The following is a 23,378-nucleotide window of genomic DNA, read 5'->3' on the forward strand; positions in this document are numbered from 1 at the left end:
CCGCCGGACGCCTCACCGGCCGCAGCGGCAGGCGCTGAGGGCGGCGTTCCGTCCGGGTAACAGGAGCGATGCGGCGGGGAAACAGCCGCCCCGCACGCTCGTTCCATGACCTCGAAGCAGCGTGTGGTGGTGATCGGCGGCGGCCTGGCGGGCCTGCGGCTCGCCGCGCGGCTGGGCCCCTCCGCCGCGGTGACCGTCCTCGGCGAGGAGTCCCACGCGCCCTACAACCGGGTCCTGCTGGCGGAGGTGCTGGCCGGCCGGTACACGCCCGACGTGGCCGCGCTGCCGGCTCCCGGGCCGGTGCTGCGGCGGGGGGTGCGGGCGGTACGGATCGACCGTGACGCGCGCCGGGTGCGCTGCGACGACGGCACGGCCCCGGAGTACGACGTCCTCGTGCTGGCCACCGGCTCGAACCCGGTGCTGCCGCCGCTGCGCGGGCTGTTTCCGCCCGGCGGCGGGGAACTCCCCGACGGGGTGCACGCGTTCCGAACCATGGACGACTGCCTCGCCCTGGACGCGGCCGTGCGGCCGGGGCTGCGCGCTGTGGTGATCGGCGGCGGCCTCCTGGGCGTCTCCGCGGCCCGTGCGCTGGCCGCGCGGGGTGCGCAGGTGGTCGTGGCCCAGCAGGCGGAGCGGCTGATGGAGCGCCAGCTCGACGCCGACGCCTCGGCGCTGCTGCGGGAGCACCTTGTGGGGCTGGGGATGGAAATCCACACCGCGTGCCGCGTCAGGGGGCTGGCGACCACGCCTGCGGAGCCGCCGCGCGGGGAGGTGAGCGCACCGGCCACGCAGCGCCCGGAGCGGGGTCCGGGGCGCAGCCCCGGGGACCGGGGGAACGGCGGGGCGGGGAGACGGCTCCGCGCAGCGGCTACCGGCACCCCGCCCGGCCAGGGCCGCCGCGTCATCGGGGTCGAACTCGCCGACGGCTACCGCCTCGCGGCCGACCTCGTCGTCATCGCCTGCGGCGTCCGCCCCCGCACCGGACTGGCCCGGGCGGCCGGGCTGGAGGTCCGCCAGGGCGTGGTCGTCGACGACCGGCTGCGCACCAGCGACCCGGCCGTCCACGCCATCGGCGACTGCGCCGAGCACGCCGGTCGCCTGTACGGCCTGGCCGGCCCCGCGCTGGAGCAGGCCGACGCCCTCGCCGCCGCCCTCTGCGGCTCCCCCGCCGACTACACCGGCACCCGCGCCCTGACCCGGCTCACCCTCGGCGGCGCCGACCGCCCCCTGGACCTGGCCGCCTTCGGCGACCCCACCCCGCTCCCCGGGGACGACGTGGTCCGCCTCGCCGACGCCACCCGCCGCACCTACCGCAAGGTCGTCCTGCGCGGCGACCGGCTCGTCGGCGGGGTCCTGCTCGGCGAGCTCTCCACCGTGGGGGCCCTGGCCCGCACCTGGGCGGGCGACGAGTCCCTGGACGCCCCGCACGACACGTTCCACCTGCTCACCGACGACGGAGGCCACTGACATGACCGAGCCCCAGCCCGCGATCGTGCTCATCGGGCACGGCATGGTCGGCCAGCGCTACCTTGAGGCGCTCGCCGAACGCGGGGCCACCGCCACGCACCGGGTGACCGTGCTCTGCGAGGAGCCCCGGCCCGCCTACGACCGGGTGCACCTCACCTCGTACTTCTCCGGCACCAGCCCCGAGGAACTCTCCCTCGCTCCGGCCGGGTTCATGGCGGAGCACGGCATCGACCTGCACCTGGACGACCCCGCCGAGTCCGTCGACCGGGAGGCCCGTACGGTCACCTCCCGCTCCGGGCGCGTCTTCCCGTACGACGTGCTGGTCCTGGCGACCGGCAGCTACCCCTTCGTCCCGCCCGTCCCCGGCAAGGACGCCCGCGGCTGCTTCGTCTACCGCACCGTCGAGGACCTCCTCGCGATCGAGGAGTACGCGAAGACCCGCACGACCGGCGCCGTCGTCGGCGGCGGCCTCCTCGGGCTGGAGGCGGCCGGCGCCCTGCGGGGCCTCGGGCTGTCCGCGCACATCGTGGAGTTCGCGCCGCGGCTGATGCCCGTCCAGGTGGACGAGGGCGGCGGCGCGGCCCTGCTGCGCACCATCGAGGAGATGGGCCTGACCGTGCACACCGGCGTCGGCACCCAGGCGGTGCTGACCGGCGAGGACGGCTCGGTCACCGGGATGAGCCTGTCGGACGGCTCGTCCCTCGACACCGAACTCGTCGTCTTCTCCGCCGGTGTCCGCCCCCGCGACCAGCTCGCCCGGAACTGCGGCCTGGCCGTCGGCGAGCGCGGCGGGATCTCCGTCGACGCCCGCTGCCGCACCTCCGACCCCCGCGTGTACGCGATCGGCGAGTGCGCGCAGGCCGTCGACGGCCGGGTCTACGGCCTGGTCGCGCCCGGCTACGAGATGGCCGAGACCGCCGCCGAGGACCTGCTGGGCCGCGAACGGGAGTTCACCGGCGCCGACCTGTCCACCAAGCTGAAGCTGCTCGGCGTGGACGTGGCCTCCTTCGGCGACGCGCACGGCACGGCCGAGGGCAGCCTGGACGTGGTCTGGTCCGACTCCCGCTCCGGGATCTACAAGAAGCTCGTCCTGTCCGCCGACGGCGTCCTGCTCGGCGGGGTCCTGGTCGGCGACGCCGACGCCTACGGCACGCTGCGCCCGCTCACCGGCAGCGTCCCGCCCATCGCCCCCGAGCAGCTGGTGCTGCCCGCCGGGCTCGGCCCCGCCGCGCAGCTGGGCCCGGCCGCGTTGCCCGACACCGCGGTGATCTGCTCCTGCCACAACGTCACCAAGGCGGCGATCACCGCCTGCTCCACCCTGGCCGAGGTCAAGAAGTGCACCAAGGCCGGGACGGGCTGCGGCGGCTGCGTCAAGGTGCTCGGGCAGCTGCTGCCGCCCGCCGCCGATCCGGGACTGTGCGGCTGCTTCGCGCACACCCGGGCGGAGCTGTACGAGATCGTCCGCACCCGCCGCCTCGCCTCGTTCCGGGAGCTCCTGGACGGGCACGGCCGGCCGGAGGCCCGGGGCGGCGAGGGCTGCGAGGTCTGCAAGCCCGCCGTCGGTTCGATCATCGCCTCGCTCGCCCCGGCCGTGGGCGCGAGCGGCTACGTCCTCGACGGGGAGCAGGCCGCCCTCCAGGACACCAACGACCACTTCCTGGCGAACCTCCAGCGCAACGGCTCGTACTCGGTGGTGCCGCGGATCCCGGGCGGCGAGATCACCCCGGAGAAGCTGATCGTGATCGGCGAGGTGGCCCGCGACTTCGGCCTCTACACGAAGATCACCGGCGGCCAGCGGATCGACCTGTTCGGCGCGAGCGTGGACCAGCTGCCCGCGATCTGGGCCCGGCTGGTCGACGCCGGCTTCGAATCCGGGCACGCGTACGGCAAGGCCCTGCGGACGGTGAAGTCCTGCGTGGGGCAGACCTGGTGCCGCTACGGGGTCCAGGACAGCGTGCGGATGGCCATCGACCTGGAGCTGCGCTACCGGGGCCTGCGCGCCCCGCACAAGCTGAAGTCGGCGGTCTCCGGCTGCGCCCGCGAGTGTGCGGAGGCGCAGAGCAAGGACTTCGGGGTCATCGCGACGGCCAACGGCTGGAACCTCTACGTCGGCGGCAACGGCGGAGCCGTCCCCCGCCACGCCGACCTCCTCGCGCAGGACCTCTCCGACGCCGAACTCGTGCGCCTCATCGACCGGTTCCTGATGTTCTACATCCGCACCGCCGACCGGCTGGAGCGCACCTCCACCTGGCTGGAGCGGCTGGAGGGGGGCCTGGACCACCTGCGCGACGTGGTGGTGCACGACTCGCTCGGGCTGTGCGCGGAGCTGGAGGCGCTGATGGCCGAGCACGTGGCCCACTACCGCGACGAGTGGGCCGAGACCCTCCAGGACCCGGACCGGCTGCGGCGGTTCGTGTCCTTCGTGAACGCGCCCGGCGCCCCCGACCCGACCGTGCGCTTCGTCCCCGAACGCGACCAGGTCAAGCCCGACCTGGCCGTCCTGACCCTGGGAGGTCCGGTCCGATGACGGTGGAACTGCGGGTGGCCGAAGGCTGGCTGACGGTGTGCGAGCTGTCCTCGCTCGTCCCCGGGCGCGGGGTGGCGGCCCTGCTCCCGGACGGGAGCCAGGCGGCGGTGTTCGTCGACCGCGCGGGGCGCCCGTACGCGATCGGCAACCAGGACCCCTTCACCGGTGCGCAGGTGCTCTCGCGCGGGCTGGTGGGCTGGTCGGCGGGCCGGGCGTTCGTGGCCTCGCCGCTGCTCAAGCAGCGCTTCGACCTGGAGTCGGGGCGCTGTCTGGACGACGAGGAGGTGACGGTCCGGACCTACCCGGTGCGGACCGCCGCGACCTCGTGAGGCGGAGGGTCAGCCCTGGACCACGGACGGATCCATCCACATGATCTCCCAGGTGTGGCCGTCGAGGTCGTCGAAGGCCCGGCCGTACATGACGCCGTGGTCCTGGGCGGGGCGGGGTTCGGTGGCCCCGGCCGCCAGGGCCCCGTCGACCAGCTCGTCGACCGCGTCGCGGCTCTCGGCACTCAGGCAGACCAGCACCTCGGAGGTGGTGCGGGCGTCGGCGATGGCCTTGTGGGTGAAGTCCTTGTAGCGGCCGTGGGTCAGGAACATCGCGACGATGGTGTCGGAGATGGGCATGGAGGCGCAGTTCTCGTCGGTGAACCGGGCGTTGAAGGAGTAGCCCAGCTTGCCCCAGAACGCCTTGGTGGCCTCCAGGTCGCTGACGGGCAGGTTGACGAAGATCATGGTGGAGGACATCCCGGCGTCTCTTCTCTCTGGGGCGGGCCGCGCGGTGCGCGTGCTCCGTTCGCTGCTGTCGAGGGGTAGACCGGGGGCGCCGCCGGAACTCATCGCCGGGCGCGGGATTTTTTTGCCGCCGAAGCGGCGGCGGCCGGAGGGGCCGCCGCCGCTTCAGGTGAACCGATCCTTCAGGAGACCACCGCGCCGCCCTTGAGGAGGGCCGCGCCCAGCGGGGTCACCGTGTGCAGGACCGCGTTGCCGTGGCGCAGGGTGGTCACCAGGCCCGCCTCGCGCATCACGCAGGCGTGCTGGCTCGCCGACGCCAGGGAGACCCCGGCGCGGCGGGCCAGTTCGCTGGTGGTCGCCCCGTCGCCGATGGCCCGCAGCACCACCGAGCGGGTGTGGCCCACCAGCTTGCCCAGGGTGCGCTGGCGCTGCTCCTCGGCCGGCCGGGCGGCCTCCCCGCCGGCTCCGGCGCCGGCCAGCTGGGCGGCGGCCGGGTAGACCAGCACCGGCGGCAGTTCCGGGTCGTGGAGGGTCACCGCGGTGCGCCGGCAGAAGAACGACGGCTGGAGCAGCAGCCCGCGCCCCCGCAGCCGTACGTCCCGGTCCACCGGGTACTCGCACTCCAGCACCGGCGCCCGCCAGCGCAGCATCGGCGGCAGCGAGGCCAGCAGCTCGTCCGCGCCCCCGTCGAGGAGGGCGCGGCCGCGTGCGGCCCGCTCGGCCTCGATCTGGGCCTGGATGTGGGTCCAGTACGGTTCCACGGCCGCGCGGTGGTAGCCGCGCAGCTCGCCCAGCAGCCGGGGCAGGTACTTGGTGCCGCCGTCCATGAACTCCCGCAGCCGGGTCGGCGGCGGGGTCCCGAAGGCCGCGCCGAAGCCCGCGGCGGCGCCCGCGCCCACGAGGGAGAGCTCGTGGCGCAGCCGGTCCGCGGGGAGCCCGCGCAGGGCGTCGAGGCCGACGTCCCACCCGTACTGGCCCTCGGAGGGGGTCAGGAAATCGGGGAAATAGCCGCGAGCCGGTATGAGCGCGCTCAGCAGCCTTGTTTCACCATTCAACCGGCTCCGGGCTTCCGTACGCCATTCGCCGAACAGCCGGGCGTCACGCCGGTCTCTTAAGCGATGAAAACTAAGAATCGTTTCCCACAACGCATCGGGACGCCCTGCCATCCGTACGCGTGCCAGGTCCACTCCAGTGAAATGGATACGCAGCACCGAACCCCCACCTGTGCAACCGCAATCCCCCCGCCCCACGAGTATGCACGCCGTCACACGTGGTCACCACGCCCTTTCGGCCACAGTTGAAACCCCTTTCGGCAGGGGCGTGACAAGCGAAATCCTGTACTCCGCCAGGCACACTCCGGCGCGACCGAAACGCTCCGTGAAGGCCGTGGGGGGCTTTGCGGGGCCTGGCGGTCGGTCGCACCGGGAAGCGCCGACGTGCCTGGCGGATAGGCGGCAGGCGGCGGACGGGTGGGGATCCGTCCGCCGCCTGGCGCCGTAATGACTTCGTTGAATATTTCGCGAAACCCGGCCGGGTGAGGCCCAGGGGTCTTCCGCACAGTGGGAAGCGCCCGCCCCCGGCAGTCAGGGAACCGGGGGCGGGCGCTGTCAGGGGGCCGGGCTCAGCGGCTGTCGGAGCCCTTGGCCTCGGCGGCGGCCCGGCCGGCCTCCAGGCGCGCCACCGGGATCCGGAAGGGCGAGCAGGAGACGTAGTCGAGGCCGACCTCGTGGAAGAAGTGCACCGACTCGGGGTCGCCGCCGTGCTCGCCGCAGACGCCGAGCTTGAGGTCGGGGCGGGTGGCCCGGCCCTGCTGGACCGCGTGGCGCACGAGGGAGCCGACGCCGTCCTTGTCGATGGTCTCGAAGGGCGAGACCCCGAAGATGCCCTTCTCCAGGTAGGCGGTGAAGAAGCTGGCCTCGACGTCGTCGCGGGAGAAGCCCCACACCGTCTGGGTCAGGTCGTTCGTGCCGAAGGAGAAGAACTGCGCGGCCTCGGCGATCTGGGCGGCGGTCAGCGCGGCGCGCGGCAGCTCGATCATCGTGCCGATGCTGAGCTTGAGGCTGGTGCCGGTGGCGGCCTCGACCTCGGCGATGATCGCGTCGGCCTCCTCGCGGACGATCTCCAGCTCCTGGACGGTGCCGACGAGCGGGACCATGATCTCGGCGCGCGGGTCGCCCTTGGCGTTCTTGCGCTCGGCGGCGGCCTCGGCGATCGCCCGGACCTGCATGGCGAACAGGCCGGGGATGACCAGGCCGAGGCGGACACCGCGCAGACCCAGCATCGGGTTCTGCTCGTGCAGCTTGTGCACCGCCTGGAGCAGGCGCAGGTCGTTCTCGTTGGCGTCCTGGCGGGACTCGGCGAGGGCGACGCGCACCGACAGCTCGGTGATGTCGGGCAGGAACTCGTGCAGCGGCGGGTCCAGGAGGCGGACGGTGACGGGCAGGCCGTCCATCGCCTCGAACAGCTCGACGAAGTCCTTCTTCTGCAGCGGCAGGAGGGCACTGAGTGCCTCCTCGCGCTCGGAGTCGGTGTCCGCGAGGATCAGGCGCTCGACCATCTCACGGCGCTCGCCGAGGAACATGTGTTCGGTGCGGCACAGGCCGATGCCCTGGGCGCCGAAGCGGCGGGCGCGCGAGGCGTCCTCGGCGTTGTCGGCGTTGGCGCGCACCCGCAGGCGGCGGACGCGGTCGGCGTAGGCCATGATCCGGTGCACGGCGGCCACCAGCTCGTCGGCGTCGTCGGCGCCGGCGTGCATCCGGCCCTCGAAGTACTCGACGACCGGGGACGGCACGACGGGTACCTCGCCGAGGTAGACCTTGCCGGTGGAGCCGTCGATGGAGACGACGTCGCCCTCCTCGATGACCTGCCCGCCGACCGTCATGCGGCGGCGCTTGGTGTCGACGTCGAGCTCCTCGGCGCCGCAGACGCAGGTCTTGCCCATGCCGCGGGCGACGACGGCGGCGTGCGAGGTCTTGCCGCCGCGCGAGGTCAGGATGCCCTCGGAGGCGATCATGCCGTCGAGGTCGTCGGGGTTGGTCTCGCGGCGGATCAGGATGACCTTCTCGCCGGAGCGGGACCACTTGACGGCCGTGTACGAGTCGAAGACGGCCTTGCCGACGGCCGCACCCGGGGAGGCGGCGATGCCGCGGCCCAGGAGGGTGGTCTTGGCGGACTCGTCGAAGCGCGGGAACATCAGCTGCGCCAGCTGGGCCCCGGTGACGCGCTGGAGCGCCTCGGCCTCGTCGATCAGGCCCTGGTCCACGAGCTGGGTGGCGATGCGGAAGGCGGCGCCGGCGGTGCGCTTGCCGACGCGGGTCTGGAGCATCCACAGCTGGCCGCGCTCGATGGTGAACTCGATGTCGCAGAGATCCTTGTAGTGGGTCTCCAGCGTCTCCATGATCGTCATGAGCTGGTCGTACGAGGCCTTGTCGATGGCCTCCAGGTCCGCGAGCGGGACGGTGTTGCGGATGCCCGCGACGACGTCCTCGCCCTGGGCGTTCTGCAGGTAGTCGCCGTAGACGCCCTGGTGGCCGCTGGCGGGGTCGCGGGTGAAGGCGACGCCGGTGCCCGAGTCGGGGCCGAGGTTGCCGAAGACCATGGAGCAGATGTTGACGGCGGTGCCCAGGTCGCCGGGGATGCGCTCCTGGCGGCGGTAGAGCTTGGCGCGGTCGGTGTTCCAGGAGTTGAAGACGGCCTCGACGGCGAGGTCGAGCTGCTCGCGGGCGTCCTGCGGGAACTCGCGGCCGGCCTCCTTCGCGACGATCTTCTTGAAGGCCTTGACCAGCTTCTTGAGGTCGGCGGCGTCGAGGTCGGTGTCGACGGTGACCTTCTTGGCGGCCTTGGCCTCGTCGAGGGCGTCCTCGAAGAGCTCGCCCTCGACGCCGAGGACGGTCTTGCCGAACATCTGGATCAGGCGGCGGTACGAGTCCCAGGCGAAGCGCTCGTTGTCGGCCTGCGCGGCGAGGCCGACCACGGACTCGTCGGAGAGGCCGATGTTCAGGACCGTGTCCATCATGCCGGGCATGGAGAACTTGGCGCCGGAGCGGACGGAGACCAGGAGCGGGTCGTCGGACTGGCCGAGCTTCTTGCCCATCTTCGTCTCGAGGGCGGCGAGGTGCGCGCTGACCTCGTCACGCAGCTCGGCCGGGGCCGAACCGCTGTCGAGGTAGACCTTGCAGGCCTCGGTGGTGATGGTGAAGCCGGGAGGGACCGGGAGACCGAGGTTGGTCATCTCGGCGAGGTTGGCCCCCTTGCCGCCGAGAAGGTCCTTGAGGTCCCGGTTGCCCTCGGTGAAGTCGTAGACGAACTTCTGATCTTTGTTTTCCGACACGGGTCTCGACTCCTCGAGGACTCGGGTGGCTGCCCTGACGGCCAGGAACATACCCAGATCGAAGGCTTATCGGTACGTCCACTTGGCGGTCATGGGGCCGTAACCACCCGTGCGCCACCGTATCGAAAGTAACCGGTCGGTAATGAGAACCTCCGAACAGCGTTCACATCCCGAAGGGTGAGGTGCCCAGAACCGCTAGATTGCGCTCGGATGAGCGATCATCGATACATTTGCGTTCAACTCTTGAACGAACAAAGGGTGGCACCCAGTGCCACCCTTTGGAAGTCTTACCCGTGACTTGCGCGCTCATCTGAGCGAAACCTCTCCCATGCGTGGCGTATATCACGCACGCCGCAGGGCGATTTGTCAGCCTCCGGACGTGTCCAGCTCGGCGTCCTCGCTCACACCGGCGCAGTCGTACGGATCCTTCAGCCAGCCGTCCGGCAGGACAACCCGGTTGTTTCCGGACGTCCGGCCGCGCGGGCCGTCCGCGCTGTCGGGCCAGGCCTGGTCCAGGTCGAGCTCGCTCAGATGAGCGTCCAATTCGGCCAGGGAGGAGACGACCGCCATCTTCCCGCGCATCTCCGAGCCGACGGAGAACCCCTTGAGGTACCAGGCGACGTGCTTACGGAAGTCGATCACCCCGCGCGCCTCGTCCCCGATCCACTCCCCCAGCAGCTGCGCGTGGCGCAGCATGGCGGCCTTGACCTCGCGCAGGGTGGGCTTGAGGAAGTCCTCCGGGCGGCCCTCGAAGGCGGCGACCAGGTCGTTGAACAGCCACGGGCGGCCCAGGCAGCCGCGCCCCACGACCACGCCGTCGCAGCCGGTCTCGCGGACCATGCGCAGGGCGTCCTCGGCGCACCAGATGTCGCCGTTGCCGAGCACCGGGATCTCCGGCACGTGCTCCTTGAGGCGGGCGATGGCCTCCCAGTCGGCGGTGCCGCCGTAGTGCTGGGCGGTCGTGCGGCCGTGCAGGGCGATGGCGGTGACCCCCTCCTCTACGGCGATCCGGCCGGCGTCGAGGTAGGTGAGGTGGTCGTCGTCGATGCCCTTGCGCATCTTCATGGTCACCGGCAGGTCGCCGGCGCCCGCGACGGCCTCGCGGAGGATGGCGCGCAGCAGGTGCCGCTTGTAGGGGAGGGCCGAGCCGCCGCCCTTGCGCGTGACCTTGGGGACGGGGCAGCCGAAGTTGAGGTCGATGTGGTCGGCGCGGTCCTCCTCCACGATCATGCGGACCGCCTTGCCGACCGTGCCGGGGTCCACCCCGTACAGCTGAATCGACCGCGGCTTTTCGCTCTCGTCGAAGTGGATCAGCTGCATGGTCTTCTCGTTGCGCTCGACCAGGGCGCGGGTCGTGATCATCTCGCTCACGAACAGCCCCTTGCCGCCCGAGAACTCGCGGCAGAGGGTCCGGAAGGGGGCGTTGGTGATGCCGGCCATCGGCGCGAGCACCACGGGGGGCTGCACGGTGTGCGGGCCGATCGCGAGGGGGGCGGGAAGCGTGGTCATCCCCCCATTGTCCCGCAGCGCCGTCCCCTGCTTATTCGTACGATCGGCGGTATGCATCACATCAGTGGCGTGGATCACGGGAGCCGTCGGCACCGCCTGCTCGTCCTGGGCATCTGCTGCATGAGCCTGCTGATCGTCAGCCTGGACAACACCGTCCTGAACGTGGCCCTGCCGGCGATGCGCCGCGAGTTCGACGCGTCGGTCTCGGGGATGCAGTGGACCATCGACGCGTACACCCTGGTCATCGCCTCGCTGCTGATACTGGCCGGGTCGACGGCGGACCGGGTCGGGCGGCGGAAGGTCTTCGCCCTGGGGCTGGTGCTGTTCACGGCGGGGTCGGTGCTGTGCTCCCTGGCGCCCGGCCTGCACTGGCTGATCGTCTTCCGGATGGTCCAGGCCGTCGGCGGGGCCATGCTCAACCCCGTCGCAATGTCGATCATCACCAACACCTTCACCGATCCGAAGGAGCGCGCCCGCGCCATCGGCGTCTGGGGCGCGGTGGTCGGCATCTCGATGGCCGCCGGTCCGCTGATCGGCGGGCTGCTGGTGGACTCGGTGGGGTGGCGGTCGATCTTCTGGGTCAACCTGCCCGTCGGGCTGGCCGCCCTGGCGCTGACCCTGCGGTTCGTGCCGGAGTCCCGCTCCGAGCGGCCGCGGCGGCCGGACCCGGTGGGGCAGCTGCTCGTCGTGGCGCTGCTGGGCGGGGTGACGTACGCGATCATCGAGGCGCCGTCCGAGGGCTGGGGCTCGCCGCCGATCCTGGCGTGCGCGCTGGGGGCGGCGGCCGCGCTGGGCGGGCTGCTGTTCTACGAGTCCCGGCGCCGGGACCCGCTGATCGACCCCCGGTTCTTCCGCAGCGCCCCGTTCAGCGGGGCGACCGTGATCGCGGTGAGCACCTTCGCCTCGCTCTCCGGGTTCCTCTTCCTGACCACCCTCTACCTCCAGGAGGTGCGGGGGCTGAACGCGCTGGACGCGGGGCTGCACATGCTGCCGATGGCCGCGATGGCCTTCTTGTGCGCGCCGGTCTCGGGGCGGCTGGTGGCCAACCACGGGCCGCGGCCCTCGCTGCTGGTGTCGGGGGTGGCCATGGGCGCGAGCGGGCTGCTGTTCGCGGCGTTCTCGGCGGAGGCCTCGACTCCGCTGATGTTCACCGGTTACGTCCTCTTCGGCATCGGCTTCGGCCTGGTCAACGCCCCGATCACCAACACGGCGGTGTCCGGGATGCCGCGTTCCCAGGCGGGGGTGGCGGCCGCGGTGGCCTCCACCAGCCGGCAGACCGGCGGGGCGCTGGGCGTGGCGGTGATCGGGGCGGTGCTGGCGGCCGGGACCTCGGGCGGCGCGGACTTCGCGACGGCGACCCGGCCCGCGTGGTGGATCATCACGGGCTGCGCGGTCCTGGTGCTGGTCGTGGGGGCGGTCACCACCGGCCCGTGGGCCCATGCCACCGCGCTGCGGACCGCGCGGGAGCTGGAGCCGTCGACGACCGCCCCGGCCTCTCCCCCTCCCCCTCCTCCCCCGGCGCCGGGCCAGGCCCCGGGCCCGCGGATGGACGGCGGACTGCCCCCGGCCCCGGGGCCGGCTCCGGCGGGCTGACGCCCCCGGCCGACCCCGTGGGGTGACAGATATTGAAATCTGTCATCCGTCATGCCACTCTTGTTCCATGACCACGAACGAGAGCACCTCCGCGTCCACCTCCGCGTCCACCTCCGCGTCCACTGCCGCATCCGTCCCCGCCGCCGTCCGCCTCGGCGCCACCGGGCCGTCCGTCTTCCCCCTGGGTCTGGGCTGCATGGGCATGTCCGCGCTCTACGGCGAGGCCGACCGGACCGAGTCCCTGGCCACCCTCCACGCCTTCCTGGAAGCCGCCCCCGAGGGCATGGACGCGCTCCTGGACACCGGCGACTTCTACGGCATGGGCCACAACGAGCTGCTGATCAACGAGGCCCTGCGCACCGCCCCGGCCGCCGCCCGCGAGCGGGCGCTGACCAGCGTCAAGTTCGGCGCCCTGCGTACGGTCGAGGGCGGATTCACCGGGTACGACGGGCGCCCCGAGGCCGTGAAGAACTTCCTGGCCTACTCGCTCCAGCGGCTCGGCCGGGACCACATCGACGTCTACCGGATCGCCCGCGTCGACCCCGACGTCCCGATCGAGGAGACCGTCGGCGCCATCGCCGAGGCCGTCCAGGCGGGGCACGTACGGCACATCGGCCTCTCCGAGGTCGGCGCGGACACCCTGCGCCGGGCCGCGGCGGTGGCCCCGATCTCGGACCTCCAGATCGAGTACTCGCTGATCTCGCGCGGCATCGAGGACCGGATCCTGCCCACCGCCCGCGAACTCGGCATAGGCGTGACGGCGTACGGCGTGCTGTCCCGAGGCCTGATCAGCGGGCACTTCAGCCGGGACCGCGCCCTCGCCCCCGGCGACTTCCGCGGGATGAGCCCCCGCTTCCAGGGCGAGAACCTCGGCCGCAACCTCGACCTGGTCGAGGCCCTGCGCAAGGTCGCCGAGGAGAAGGGCGTGAGCGTCGCCCAGATCGCGATCGCCTGGGTGCTCGCCCAGGGCCCGCGGCAGGGAGTCGACATCGTGCCCCTGGTCGGTGCCCGCCGCCGGGACCGGCTGACCGAGGCCCTCGGCGCCCTGCGGGTCGAGCTCGGCGACGCCGACCTGGCCGCCATCGAGGCGGCGGTGCCGGCGGGGGCCGCGTCCGGCGACCGGTATCCGGCCGCGCAGATGGCCCACCTCGACAGCGAGCACTGAGCTGGCGGTACGGTCGTACCCATGCCCTCCGCTGCTGCCGAGCCCCTGACCCCCGAGCGCATCCTCGAGACCACCGAGGAGGTGCTGCGCCGCTTCGGCCCGACCAAGGCCACCGTCGTGGACGTGGCGCGCGCCCTGGGCGTCAGCCACGGCAGCGTCTACCGGCACTTCCCCTCGAAGGCGGCGCTGCGGGAGGCCGTGACGGACCGCTGGCTCGCCAAGAGCGTGGTCATGCTGGAAGGGATCGCGTCGGCGCCGGGCGAGACGGCCCCCTCCAAGCTGGAGTCCTGGCTGGAGGCCCTCTTCGAGGCCAAGCGCCACAAGGCGGGCGACGACCCGGAGCTGTTCGCGACCTACACGGTGCTGCTGGGCGAGAACAGCGGGGTGGTCGACGCGCACCTGACGGAGCTGATCGACCAGCTGACCCGGATCATCGCCGAGGGTGTCGCCGCCGGCACCCTGGCCGCGCCCGACGTGCCGGCCGCCGCGCGGGCCGTCTTCGACGCCACGGGCCGCTTCCATGACCCGCAGTACGTGTCGGAGTGGCTCTCCCCCACGATCACGGCGGAGTTCGAGGCCGTCGTCGGGCTGGTCATCAGGGGCCTGCGCGCCTGAACTGGCGCGGCCGCGCGCCCCGTTGTGCGGAATTCGACGCTCCGCACGGCTTGGCGATCATTTTGAGCCGTGTCGACTTGTACATGTCAGTGACAGTTCCTTACGGTCCCCTTACCGCACTACTCAGCACGTTCCAGGGGGAACCTTGTCCACGGCAGCAGTACAGCCCTCACCTCCCGCACGCTCCGGCGGAGCCGCCGCCATCGGCCTGATCCTGACGATCGCCCTCAGCATCGTCGCGCCGATCGTCACCTACAACACGCTCGTCGACGACCACGGCTGGAGCGAGGCCTCGGCCCTGCTCGTCAGTGGCGCCTGGCCGGTCCTCGACAGCGCCATCATGGTGGCCTGGCGGCGCAAGCTGGACGAGTTCGCCATCGTCACCCTGGTGTTCCTGGCGATCACCGCCGCCGTCTCCCTCGTCGGCGCCAACTCCACCCGTGCCCTGCTGGTCAAGGACTCCGCCGTCACGGGGCTGTTCGGCCTCCTGTGCCTGGCCACGCTGCTCGCACCGCGTCCGCTGATGTTCTACTTCGGCCGGAAGTTCGGCACGGACGGCACCCCGGCGGGCGTGGCGTACTACAACGGCCTGTGGCAGTACGAGGGCTTCCGCAACGCCCAGCGCCGCATGACCCTGGTGTGGGGCGTGGTCTACCTGATCGAGGCGGCCGTCCGGGTCGCCCTGTCGTACGTCCTGGACACCTCCACCATGGTGACCATCAGCCCGTTCCTGATCTACGGCACGCTCGGCGGCCTGGCCCTGTGGACGGTCGGCTTCGTCAAGCGCACCAAGGCGGAGGGCGAGAAGCGGGCCGCCGCGGCGGCCACCGCCGCGGCCGGACAGGCCGGGAGCCCCGCGGCCTGACGGCCGCGGCCGCGAAAAGACCGGTGGCCCGGCGCGCGATCCGCGCACCGGGCCACCGGTCTTTCGTGCAGGTCCTAGCAGCCGAGCAGGCGGCTGCCGAGGTAGGCCTGGATCTGGTCCAGGGAGACGCGCTCCTGCTTCATGGTGTCGCGCTCGCGCACGGTCACCGCGTTGTCCTCAAGGGTGTCGAAGTCGACGGTGACGCAGAACGGCGTACCGATCTCGTCCTGACGGCGGTAGCGGCGGCCGATGGCGCCCGCGTCGTCGAACTCGATGTTCCAGTTCTTGCGCAGGTCGGCGGCGAGGCCCTTGGCCTTCGGCGACAGCTGCGCGTTGCGGGACAGCGGCAGGACGGCGACCTTGACCGGGGCCAGGCGCGGGTCGAAGCGCATCACGGTGCGCTTCTCCATGGCGCCCTTGGCGTTCGGGGCCTCGTCCTCGACGTACGCGTCGATCATGAACGCGAACATGGCGCGGTTGACACCGGCCGCCGGCTCGATGACGTACGGGGTGTACTTCTCCTTCGACTCCTGGTCGAAGTAGACGAGGTCCTGGCCGGACGCGGCGGAGTGGGCCTTGAGGTCGTAGTCCGTGCGGTTGGCGACGCCTTCGAGCTCGGAGAACTCGTTGCCGCCGAAGTTGAAGCGGTACTCGATGTCGGCGGTGCGCTTCGAGTAGTGGGACAGCTTCTCCTTCGGGTGCTCGTACCAGCGCATGTTCTCCTCGCGCATACCGAGGCCGCGGTACCAGTTCCACCGCTCCTGCATCCAGTACTCCTGCCACTGCTCGTCCTCGCCCGGCTTGACGAAGAACTCCATCTCCATCTGCTCGAACTCGCGCGTGCGGAAGATGAAGTTGCCCGGCGTGATCTCGTTGCGGAAGGACTTGCCCATCTGCGCGATGCCGAACGGCGGCTTCTTGCGCGAAGAGGTCTGCACGAGGGCGAAGTTGGTGAAGATGCCCTGGGCGGTCTCGGGGCGCAGGTACGCCTTGGAGCCGGTGTCCTGGGTCGGGCCGAGGTGGGTCTCCAGCATGCCGGAGAACTGCTTCGGCTCGGTGAACTGGCCCTTCACGCCACAGTTGGGGCAGTTGACGTCGGCCAGGCCGTTCTCGGGGAGGCGGCCGTGCTTGGCCTCGTAGGCCTCCTCCAGGTGGTCGGCGCGGTGGCGCTTGTGGCAGGAGGTGCACTCGGTCAGCGGGTCCGAGAAGGTCGCGACGTGGCCGGAGGCCACCCAGACCTCGGGGGCCAGGATCACGGAGGAGTCGATGCCGACGATGTCCTCACGCCCGGTGACCATGGCCTTCCACCACTGGCGCTTGATGTTCTCCTTGAGCTCGACACCCAGCGGGCCGTAGTCCCAGGCAGCCCTGGAGCCGCCGTAGATCTCACTGCAGGGGTAGACGAAGCCACGGCGCTTGCTCAGGCTGACGAGGGTTTCGATCTTGTCGGCGGCCACGGTGCTCTCTTCATTACGAGGACGAACGGCGAAGGCTTTAGGTTACCGGCGCCCGCACCCTCCACTTCAAGTCGGTACCCCCTTCCAGCATGCTCCTCCGGGCCCCCCACCTGGCTTTTTGACAACGGTTTCCATCTTTGATGAAAATGGATGTCATGAACGTACGACGCCTCATACCCACCGCCGCTCTCGCCGGCGCCGTCGCCCTGGCCGGGACGGCCCTCACCGCCTGTTCAGGGGCGGGCGCGGCGGGCGCGGACCAGGACGGCAGGCTGAGCGTGACGGCGTCGTTCTACCCCCTGCAGTTCCTCGCCGAGCGGATAGGCGGGGACCACGTGAAGGTCTCCAGCCTGACCAAGCCGGGCGTCGAACCGCACGACCTGGAGCTCACCCCCCGGCAGATCGGCGGGCTGGGCGACTCGGACGTGGTCCTCTTCCTCAAGGGCCTGCAGCCCGCCGTCGACAAGGCCGTCGCCCAGTCCGGCGTGAAGGACGTGGTGGACGCGGCCACGCTCACCCGGCTCGAGGTACACGGCACCTCCGGCGAGGAGGACCACGACCACGCCGACGGGGAACACGACCACTCCCACGGCGAGGCGGGCGAGGACCCGCACGTCTGGCTCGACCCGGTCAAGTACGCGGAGATCGCCAAGGGCTTCGGCGCCACCCTGGAGAAGGCCGACCCCGCCCACGCGGCCGACTACCGCAAGAACACGGACGACCTCGTGGCGAAACTGGGCGCACTGGACGGCGAGTTCAAGGAGGGCCTGAAGAACACGGCCTCCAAGACCTTCATCACCACCCATTCCGCTTTCGGCTACCTCGCCGAACGCTACGGCCTCGACCAGGAGGGCATCTCCGGCGTCGACCCCGAGGCCGAACCCAGCCCGGCCCGGATGAGGGAACTCCAGGCCGTGGCGAAGAAGGACAATGTCACCACCGTGTTCTTCGAGGCCCTGGCCAGCGACAAGACGGCCAAGACCCTCGCCCGGGACACGGGGCTGCGGACCGACGTCCTCGACCCCCTTGAGGGGATCACCGGCAAGTCGCAGGGCGCCGACTACTTCGAGGTCATGCGGTCCAACCTGAAGAACCTCCAGAAGGCCCTCGGAGCGAAGTGATGACATCTGCGACGACACCCCGGCCGGCGGACGACGACCAGCCCGTCATATCCCTGCGCGGGGCCACGGCCTCGCTCGGCTCCCGCCCCGTACTGCGCGGGGTCGACCTCACCGTCCACCGGGGCGAGGTCGTCGCCCTGCTCGGCGCCAACGGCTCCGGCAAGTCCACGGCCGTCCGCGCCGTGGTCGGCCAGGTGCCCCTCAGCGACGGCACCCTCTCCCTCTTCGGCACCGACTTCCGGCGCTTCCGCCAGTGGTCGCGCATCGGCTACGTCCCCCAGCGCACCACCGCCGCCAGCGGCGTCCCGGCCACCGTCCGCGAGGTCGTCTCCTCCGGCCGCCTGGCCCGCTCCCGCTTCGGGATCCTGCGCAAGGCCGACAAGGCCGCCGTCGACCGCGCCCTGGCCCTGGTCGACATGGACGCGTACGCCGACGCCTCCGTCAACGCCCTCTCCGGCGGACAGCACCAGCGCGTGCTCATAGCCCGGGCGCTGGCCGTCGAACCCGAGCTGCTGATCATGGACGAGCCGATGGCCGGGGTGGACCTGGCCAACCAGGGGGTCCTCGCGAACGCCCTGCGCGAGCAGGTCGCCGCCGGCACCACCGTCCTGCTCGTCCTGCACGAGCTGGGCCCGCTGGAGCCCCTGATCGGCCGCGCCGTCGTCCTGCGCGACGGCTGCGTCGTCCACGACGGCCCGCCGCCCGAGGCCGTCGGGCAGCACGCCCTTCCCGGGCACGACCACGTACACCCCCACGCGGCGCACGACGCCGAGCCCCTGCGGACGGGACTGCTGAGCTGATGGACATCCTGCACGAACCCTTCATGCAGCGGGCGCTGATCGCCGCCGCGCTGGTCGGCATCACCGCCCCCACGATCGGCACCTACCTCGTCCAGCGCCGCCAGGCGGTCATGGGCGACGGCATCGGCCACGTCGCCATGACCGGTGTCGCCCTGGGCTTCCTGCTGGGCACCAGCCCGATCTGGATGGCCACCCTCGTCGCGATCGTCGGCGCGGTCGGCATGGAGCTGATCCGCTCCCGCGGCAAGACCAGCGGGGACATCGCGCTCGCCATGCTCTTCTACGGCGGCCTGGCCGGCGGCGTCATGATCATCAGCATGGCGCCCGGCGGCTCCACCGCCAACCTCAACAGCTACCTCTTCGGTTCGATCAGCTTCGTCTCTCCCGAGGACGTCACCGCCGTGGTGATCCTCGCCGCCTTCGTCATCGCCGTCACCCTCGGCCTGCGCCGCCAGCTGTTCGCGATCAGCCAGGACGAGGAGTTCGCCCGCGTCACCGGCCTGCCGGTGCGCGCGCTGAACCTGCTGATGGCCGTCACCGCCGCCGTCACCGTCACCGTGGCCATGCGCATCGTGGGCCTGCTGCTGGTCAGCGCCATGATGGTGATCCCCGTCGCGGCCGCCCAGCGGGTCGCCCGCGGCTTCGCCGCGACCCTGTCGCTGGCGATGGCGATCGGCGTGGTGGTCTCGCTGAGCGGCACGGCCGCCACCTACTACATCGACGCGCCGTCCGGCGCGACGATCGTGCTGCTCGCGATCGCCGTCTTCGTGGCCACGACGGCCCTGTCCACGCCCCTGGCCAGGCGCCGTGCCAAGGCCGCCCGGGCCGCCGAGGAGGTCTGCACCCGGGACGACGTGAAGGTCTAGGACGACCGGCCGCCTGGCACAATGAGGCGAGGCCGAAACGAGGAGGAACCGGTGGCGACTGCGCCTGGCGAGACGAATACCGCGCCAGTACGAGGGCGATCCACCCGGCAGCGGGCCGCCGTGGCGGCGGCGCTGGACGAGGTGGACGAGTTCCGCAGTGCCCAGGAGCTGCACGACATGCTCAAGCACCGCGGCGACTCCGTGGGCCTGACCACCGTGTACCGCACCCTCCAGTCCCTGGCGGACGCCGGCGAGGTGGACGTGCTGCGCACCAGCGACGGCGAGTCCGTCTACCGGCGCTGCTCCACGGGCGATCACCACCACCACCTGGTGTGCCGCAAGTGTGGCAAGGCGGTCGAGGTGGAGGGGCCCGCGGTGGAGAAGTGGGCGGAGGCCATCGCCGCCGAGCACGGCTACGTGAACGTGGCCCACACCGTCGAGATCTTCGGCACCTGCGCGGACTGCGCGGCCGCCGGCTCGTCCGAAAGGGTCTGATTCCGGTCGAACACCGGTCGGGATCCGGCCGATGTCGTACGGCTCCGCCGCCGGCCCCTCGGGGGTCCGGCGGCGGAGGCGTATCCGGGGGTCAGCTCTCGGAGCCCTCCGGCTGGTTCGGGACCGCGCCGCCGAAGCGGCGGTCGCGCTTGGCGTACTCCAGGCAGGCGTCCCACAGGTGGAGCCGGTCGAAGTCCGGCCACAGGACGTCCTGGAAGACCATCTCGGCGTAGGCGCTCTGCCAGATCAGGTAGTTGGACGTGCGCTGCTCGCCGCTGGGGCGCAGGAACAGGTCCACGTCCGGCATGTCCGGGTAGTAGAGGTACTTGGCGAGGGTCTTCTCGTTGACCTTCGAGGGGTCCAGCCGGCCGGCCTTCACGTCCTCGGCGAGGGCCTGCGCGGCGTCGGCGATCTCGGCGCGGCCGCCGTAGTTCATGCAGAAGTACAGGGTGAGCTTGTCGTTGCCCTTGGTCTGCTCCTGGGCGACCTGGAGCTCCTTGGCCACGGACTTCCACAGCTTGGGCATGCGGCCCACCCAGCGCACCCGGATGCCGAGGGCGTCGAGCTGGTCACGGGTCTTGCGGATGAAGTCCCGGTTGAAGTTCATCAGGAAGCGGACCTCGTCGGGCGAGCGCTTCCAGTTCTCGGTGGAGAAGGCGTACAGGGAGATGTTCTTGACGCCCATCTCGATGGCGCCCTGGAGGACGTCGAGGACGCGTTCGGCGCCGACCTTGTGGCCCTCGGTGCGCGGCAGGCCCCGCTCCTTGGCCCAGCGGCCGTTGCCGTCCATCACGATCGCGACGTGCTCCGGGACCAGCTCGCCCGGGATCCTCGGCGGGCGGGCGCCGGTCGGGTGCGGTTCGGGGATCGTGTACTCACGGCGGGAGAGTCCCAGGAATCCGCGTACTGCCATGGCGCTTCGGTCTCCGATCTCGGTCACTTCTCTACGTAACGCAGGGAACGCAGCCCGCGTTCCAGATGCCAGTGCAGATAGGCGGAGACGAGTCCGCTCCCCTCGCGCACGTGCCGCGGCTCCGCCGCGTCGGCCGTCGGCCAGTCCCCCGTCAGCAGGGCGCTGAGCAGCCCGATGGCCTCAGCAGATGGTACGACGCTTCCGGGGACCCGGCAGTCGCCGCATATGACCCCGCCCGCGCCGACGGAGAAGTGCCGGTTGGGGCCGTGGATGCCGCATTTCGCGCAGTCGTCGAAGCTGGGCGCGTAGCCGTTGACGGCCAGGGAGCGCAGCAGGAAGGCGTCGAGGATCAGGTGCGGCTCGTGTTCGCCGCGCGAGAGCGTGCGCAGGGCGCCGACCAGCAGCAGGTACTGCTGCACGGCGGGCTCGCCCTCGTTCTCGGTGAAGCGTTCGGCGGTCTCCAGCATGGCGGTGCCGGCGGTGTAGCGGGCGTAGTCGGTGACGATGCCGTTGCCGTAGGGGGCGATGATCTCGGTCTGGGTGCACAGCGGCAGGCTGCGGCCGACCAGCTCGCTGCCCCGGGCGAAGAACTGCACGTCGGCGTGGGAGAAAGGTTCAAGCCGGGCGCCGAACTTGGACTTCGTGCGCCGTACTCCGCGGGCGACGGCCCGCACGCGGCCGTGGCCGCGGGTGAGCAGCGTGATGATGCGGTCCGCCTCTCCCAGCTTCTGGGTGCGCAGCACGATGCCGTCGTCGCGGAAGAGACTCATGGGCCCATTGTCCCCCGTGCGCGGACAGCACCGGCCCCCGTCCGGAGCGGTCGTCCGGACGGGGGCGGCACCCCTTGGGAGGTTCGGTGGGGCGGCGGTCAGACGGCGGGGGCCCCCGCCGCGTCGGCCTCCTCGGCCCCTGCCCCGGCCGCGCCGTCCTCGGCGGCGTCCGGCTTGACGGAGCCGCCCGGCTTGGCGGAGCCCTCCTCGGCGGCGGCCGGCTGGGCGGAGTCCTTCGCGGAAACCGTCGCGGAATCCTTCACGGAGTCCTTCGCGGCGTCCGGCTCGGCGGCGTCCTTGGCCGGGCCCTTCTCGGCGGTCGCGGGGGCGGCGGCCGGCTGGGCGGGTACCTCGGCGCGCCCGGTCAGGGTCTCGGCCAGCGCCTCGGCGAGGGCCTCGGCCGGGGCGGCCGTCTGCGCGTCGTCCTTGGCCAGGCCGTTGAAGACCAGGTTCAGGACGATGGCGGCGGTGGCACCGAGGGTCACACCGCTGTTGAGGAGCGAGGACACGTCCGGGCTCATGTGCTTGTCGAAGTAGGCCGGGACCGTGGCCGGGAAGAGCGCGAAGGCCAGGGAGACGCCGACGATCAGGGCGTTCTTCTCCTCCTTGAGGTCCACCTTGGCCAGGGTCTGGATACCGGCGAGGGCGACCATGCCGAACATCACGGTGGCGGCGCCGCCGAGGACGCCCGGCGGGACGGAGGCGACGATCGCGGCGGCCTTGGGGATCAGGCCGAGGACGATCATGAAGACACCGGCGGCCACGACCACGAAGCGGCTCTTGACCTTGGTCATCCGCACCAGGCCGACGTTCTCGGCGAAGGCGACGTACGGGAAGGAGTTGAGGATGCCGCCGAGGGCGGTGGCGGCGCCGTCGGCGCGCAGGGCGCGGGCGACGGTCTCGCTGTCGACCTCCTTGCCGACGATGTCGCCGACGGCGTAGGTGTCACCGGTCGTCTCGACCATGGTGATCAGCATGACGATCAGCATGAGGAGGATCGGGAACCATTCGAACTTCGGGGCGCCGAAGTGGAAGGGGGTGGTGACGCCGATCCAGTCGGACCTGCCCACGTCGCCGAACTTGGCGTCGCCGAGCAGGAAGGCGACGGCCGTGCCGCCGACCAGGCCGAGCAGGATGCCGATGCTGCGCAGGAACGGGCCGCCGAACTTCATCAGGACGAGGATGAAGAGCATGGTGCCGCCGGCGTAGGCCAGCTGCGTGGGCACGCCGCCGTCGGCCACGGTCGGGGCGCCGCCGGCCGCGTCCTTGAGGCCGACGGGGATCAGGACGATGCCGAGGACCGTGATCACCGTGCCGGTGACGACCGGCGGGAACAGCCGCATGACCGCGCGGAAGGCCTTGGCGGGCAGCCAGGCGAAGGCGAAGGTCGCGATGCCGGCGGTGATGACCGCGCCGTAGATGACCAGCAGGGCGGCGGTTCCGCCGCCGGCGCCGAGGCCGATGGCGATCATCGGGGAGACCGCGGTGAAGGTCACGCCCTGGATCAGCGGGAGCCGGGCGCCGACGCGGCCGACGCCGAAGGCCTGGATGATCGAGGCGATGCCGCAGGTGAAGAGGTCCGCGTTGATCAGGTAGACCAGCTGTTCAGGGCTCAGCTTCAGCGCACTGCCGACGATGATCGGGACGATCACCGCGCCGGCGTAGAAGGCGAGTACGTGCTGGAAGCCGTACAGCGCGAGCTTGGGGAGGGGGAGCACCTCGTCGACCGGGTGCGAGCTCTGCTCTCCGCTTGCGGAAAGCCGGGCGGCGACACGTGCCATCTCTGCCTTGCCCTTCAAGGAGGTAGGTAATTGAGAGGAAGCTGGTTATCCCCTGGCCGGAGTGGGTCGCTAACCCGTTGGTCCGCCGGGGTTGTCAGTGGGAACACGCAGATCTCGTCGTGTGACCGGAATTGAACGCCTGTGGGAGGGCTCACAGGTATCGGACACTCCGACAAAGTGTGGCCGATCCGGAACGCTCTCTCTGGAGGTTTCTCCCATGGCGGGGCGCCGTGGACAGGAGTATGGGAATCCGGTCCTGAAGCCCGCCGTTCTCCCCGCGCACCTGCGCAGTTCCCTTCCCTGACAGGGGATTTGCGGGTTCACGTGTATGCGGACGCGCACATCGGAGGACCCCGTTCCGGCCGTCCGG

Annotated in this window: 19 protein-coding genes; 11 read left to right on the plus strand and 8 right to left on the minus strand. The window is 71.4% G+C overall.

All coding sequences use genetic code 11. The features are described from left to right. The first annotated feature begins 105 nt into the window (after nucleotides 1-105). Genes ACFY0O_RS14570 through nirD form a run of 3 tightly spaced genes read left to right on the plus strand, consistent with a single transcriptional unit; the run spans nucleotide 106 to nucleotide 4,323 of the window. Nucleotides 106-1,467, plus strand: coding sequence for an NAD(P)/FAD-dependent oxidoreductase (locus ACFY0O_RS14570; protein WP_388946946.1), 1,362 nt, complete (start codon nucleotides 106-108; stop codon nucleotides 1,465-1,467). A gap of 1 nt (nucleotide 1,468) precedes the next feature. Further along, nucleotides 1,469-3,994: a nitrite reductase large subunit NirB gene (nirB, locus tag ACFY0O_RS14575; RefSeq protein ID WP_388946948.1), complete on the plus strand. Its 2,526-nt coding sequence runs from the start codon at nucleotides 1,469-1,471 to the stop codon at nucleotides 3,992-3,994. After that, entirely contained in the window at nucleotides 3,991-4,323 is a 333-nt protein-coding gene (gene nirD, locus ACFY0O_RS14580; protein ID WP_388946949.1) for a nitrite reductase small subunit NirD, read from the plus strand. Before nirB ends, nirD begins: the two co-directional genes overlap by 4 nt. 9 nt (nucleotides 4,324-4,332) lie before the next feature. On the opposite strand, the gene ACFY0O_RS14585 is transcribed toward nirD, so the two are convergent. From ACFY0O_RS14585 to dusB, 4 genes are all read right to left on the minus strand, one after another. Then, nucleotides 4,333-4,740, minus strand: coding sequence for a VOC family protein (locus ACFY0O_RS14585; RefSeq protein ID WP_388946951.1), 408 nt, complete (start codon nucleotides 4,738-4,740; stop codon nucleotides 4,333-4,335). Nucleotides 4,741-4,910: 170 nt separating this feature from the next. Further along, a complete protein-coding gene (locus ACFY0O_RS14590; RefSeq protein WP_388946952.1) occupies nucleotides 4,911-5,939 on the minus strand; it encodes an ArsR/SmtB family transcription factor in 1,029 nt (342 codons plus the stop codon). 410 nt (nucleotides 5,940-6,349) lie between these two features. Further along, nucleotides 6,350-9,058, minus strand: coding sequence for a pyruvate, phosphate dikinase (gene ppdK / locus ACFY0O_RS14595; RefSeq protein WP_388946954.1), 2,709 nt, complete (start codon nucleotides 9,056-9,058; stop codon nucleotides 6,350-6,352). Between the two features lie 366 nt (nucleotides 9,059-9,424). Then, nucleotides 9,425-10,567 carry a tRNA dihydrouridine synthase DusB gene (gene dusB, locus ACFY0O_RS14600; RefSeq protein ID WP_358892995.1) on the minus strand — a complete coding sequence of 381 codons (1,143 nt, stop codon included), beginning with the start codon at nucleotides 10,565-10,567 and terminating at the stop codon, nucleotides 9,425-9,427. 51 nt (nucleotides 10,568-10,618) lie between these two features. On the opposite strand from dusB, the gene ACFY0O_RS14605 reads away from it, so the two are divergent. From ACFY0O_RS14605 to ACFY0O_RS14620, 4 genes are all read left to right on the plus strand, one after another. Next, entirely contained in the window at nucleotides 10,619-12,160 is a 1,542-nt protein-coding gene (locus ACFY0O_RS14605; protein ID WP_388946956.1) for an MFS transporter, read from the plus strand. 67 nt (nucleotides 12,161-12,227) lie between these two features. After that, complete coding sequence (locus ACFY0O_RS14610; RefSeq protein ID WP_388946958.1) at nucleotides 12,228-13,325, plus strand: aldo/keto reductase; 1,098 nt, start codon at nucleotides 12,228-12,230, stop codon at nucleotides 13,323-13,325. 21 nt (nucleotides 13,326-13,346) lie between these two features. After that, a complete protein-coding gene (locus ACFY0O_RS14615) occupies nucleotides 13,347-13,940 on the plus strand; it encodes a TetR family transcriptional regulator (protein ID WP_358892992.1) in 594 nt (197 codons plus the stop codon). Between the two features lie 145 nt (nucleotides 13,941-14,085). After that, a complete protein-coding gene (locus tag ACFY0O_RS14620) occupies nucleotides 14,086-14,805 on the plus strand; it encodes a VC0807 family protein (RefSeq protein ID WP_388946960.1) in 720 nt (239 codons plus the stop codon). Nucleotides 14,806-14,879: 74 nt separating this feature from the next. Here ACFY0O_RS14620 and ACFY0O_RS14625 read toward each other — a convergent pair whose 3' ends face one another. After that, complete coding sequence (locus ACFY0O_RS14625; RefSeq protein WP_045946251.1) at nucleotides 14,880-16,262, minus strand: glycine--tRNA ligase; 1,383 nt, start codon at nucleotides 16,260-16,262, stop codon at nucleotides 14,880-14,882. A gap of 155 nt (nucleotides 16,263-16,417) precedes the next feature. Between ACFY0O_RS14625 and ACFY0O_RS14630 the strand changes: the two genes are divergently transcribed. From ACFY0O_RS14630 to ACFY0O_RS14645, 4 genes are read left to right on the plus strand one after another with little or no spacing between them, the layout of a single operon-like run. Further along, entirely contained in the window at nucleotides 16,418-17,383 is a 966-nt protein-coding gene (locus tag ACFY0O_RS14630) for a metal ABC transporter substrate-binding protein (protein WP_388946961.1), read from the plus strand. Next, the gene (locus ACFY0O_RS14635; protein ID WP_388946963.1) at nucleotides 17,383-18,183 is read left to right on the plus strand and encodes a metal ABC transporter ATP-binding protein; all 801 of its coding nucleotides are present in this window, start codon (nucleotides 17,383-17,385) and stop codon (nucleotides 18,181-18,183) included. Before ACFY0O_RS14630 ends, ACFY0O_RS14635 begins: the two co-directional genes overlap by 1 nt. Next, nucleotides 18,183-19,049 carry a metal ABC transporter permease gene (locus ACFY0O_RS14640; RefSeq protein ID WP_388946964.1) on the plus strand — a complete coding sequence of 289 codons (867 nt, stop codon included), beginning with the start codon at nucleotides 18,183-18,185 and terminating at the stop codon, nucleotides 19,047-19,049. The genes ACFY0O_RS14635 and ACFY0O_RS14640 overlap by 1 nt, the downstream gene beginning before the upstream one ends. A 51-nt stretch (nucleotides 19,050-19,100) precedes the next feature. Next, nucleotides 19,101-19,544 (plus strand): Fur family transcriptional regulator, encoded by a 444-nt coding sequence (locus ACFY0O_RS14645; protein ID WP_388946966.1) that lies wholly within the window; start codon nucleotides 19,101-19,103, stop codon nucleotides 19,542-19,544. 91 nt (nucleotides 19,545-19,635) lie between these two features. Here ACFY0O_RS14645 and ACFY0O_RS14650 read toward each other — a convergent pair whose 3' ends face one another. The 3 genes from ACFY0O_RS14650 to ACFY0O_RS14660 form a co-directional block, all read right to left on the minus strand. Beyond that, nucleotides 19,636-20,457, minus strand: a complete 822-nt coding sequence (locus tag ACFY0O_RS14650; protein WP_358892986.1) for an isoprenyl transferase — start codon at nucleotides 20,455-20,457, stop codon at nucleotides 19,636-19,638. Nucleotides 20,458-20,480: 23 nt separating this feature from the next. Beyond that, nucleotides 20,481-21,227, minus strand: coding sequence for a DNA repair protein RecO (recO, locus tag ACFY0O_RS14655; RefSeq protein ID WP_358892985.1), 747 nt, complete (start codon nucleotides 21,225-21,227; stop codon nucleotides 20,481-20,483). A gap of 98 nt (nucleotides 21,228-21,325) precedes the next feature. Further along, a complete protein-coding gene (locus tag ACFY0O_RS14660; protein WP_388946968.1) occupies nucleotides 21,326-23,008 on the minus strand; it encodes a nucleobase:cation symporter-2 family protein in 1,683 nt (560 codons plus the stop codon). Nucleotides 23,009-23,378 lie beyond the last annotated feature (370 nt).

It is taken from the genome of Streptomyces sp. NPDC001594, assembly GCF_042893675.1.
Lineage (GTDB): Bacteria > Actinomycetota > Actinomycetes > Streptomycetales > Streptomycetaceae > Streptomyces.

Bases quoted from the DNA above. Each gene is read 5' to 3' on its own strand.
- nirD (WP_388946949.1), top strand. From the start codon at position 3,991: ATGACGGTGGAACTGCGGGTGGCCGAAGGCTGGCTGACGGTGTGCGAG.
- ACFY0O_RS14570 (WP_388946946.1), top strand. From the start codon at position 106: ATGACCTCGAAGCAGCGTGTGGTGGTGATCGGCGGCGGCCTGGCGGGC.
- ACFY0O_RS14585 (WP_388946951.1), bottom strand. From the start codon at position 4,740: ATGTCCTCCACCATGATCTTCGTCAACCTGCCCGTCAGCGACCTGGAG.
- ACFY0O_RS14615 (WP_358892992.1), top strand. From the start codon at position 13,347: ATGCCCTCCGCTGCTGCCGAGCCCCTGACCCCCGAGCGCATCCTCGAG.
- recO (WP_358892985.1), bottom strand. From the start codon at position 21,227: ATGAGTCTCTTCCGCGACGACGGCATCGTGCTGCGCACCCAGAAGCTG.
- ACFY0O_RS14635 (WP_388946963.1), top strand. From the start codon at position 17,383: ATGACATCTGCGACGACACCCCGGCCGGCGGACGACGACCAGCCCGTC.
- nirB (WP_388946948.1), top strand. From the start codon at position 1,469: ATGACCGAGCCCCAGCCCGCGATCGTGCTCATCGGGCACGGCATGGTC.
- ACFY0O_RS14630 (WP_388946961.1), top strand. From the start codon at position 16,418: ATGAACGTACGACGCCTCATACCCACCGCCGCTCTCGCCGGCGCCGTC.
- ACFY0O_RS14660 (WP_388946968.1), bottom strand. From the start codon at position 23,008: ATGGCACGTGTCGCCGCCCGGCTTTCCGCAAGCGGAGAGCAGAGCTCG.
- ACFY0O_RS14650 (WP_358892986.1), bottom strand. From the start codon at position 20,457: ATGGCAGTACGCGGATTCCTGGGACTCTCCCGCCGTGAGTACACGATC.
- dusB (WP_358892995.1), bottom strand. From the start codon at position 10,567: ATGACCACGCTTCCCGCCCCCCTCGCGATCGGCCCGCACACCGTGCAG.
- ACFY0O_RS14610 (WP_388946958.1), top strand. From the start codon at position 12,228: ATGACCACGAACGAGAGCACCTCCGCGTCCACCTCCGCGTCCACCTCC.
- ACFY0O_RS14640 (WP_388946964.1), top strand. From the start codon at position 18,183: ATGGACATCCTGCACGAACCCTTCATGCAGCGGGCGCTGATCGCCGCC.
- ACFY0O_RS14605 (WP_388946956.1), top strand. From the start codon at position 10,619: ATGCATCACATCAGTGGCGTGGATCACGGGAGCCGTCGGCACCGCCTG.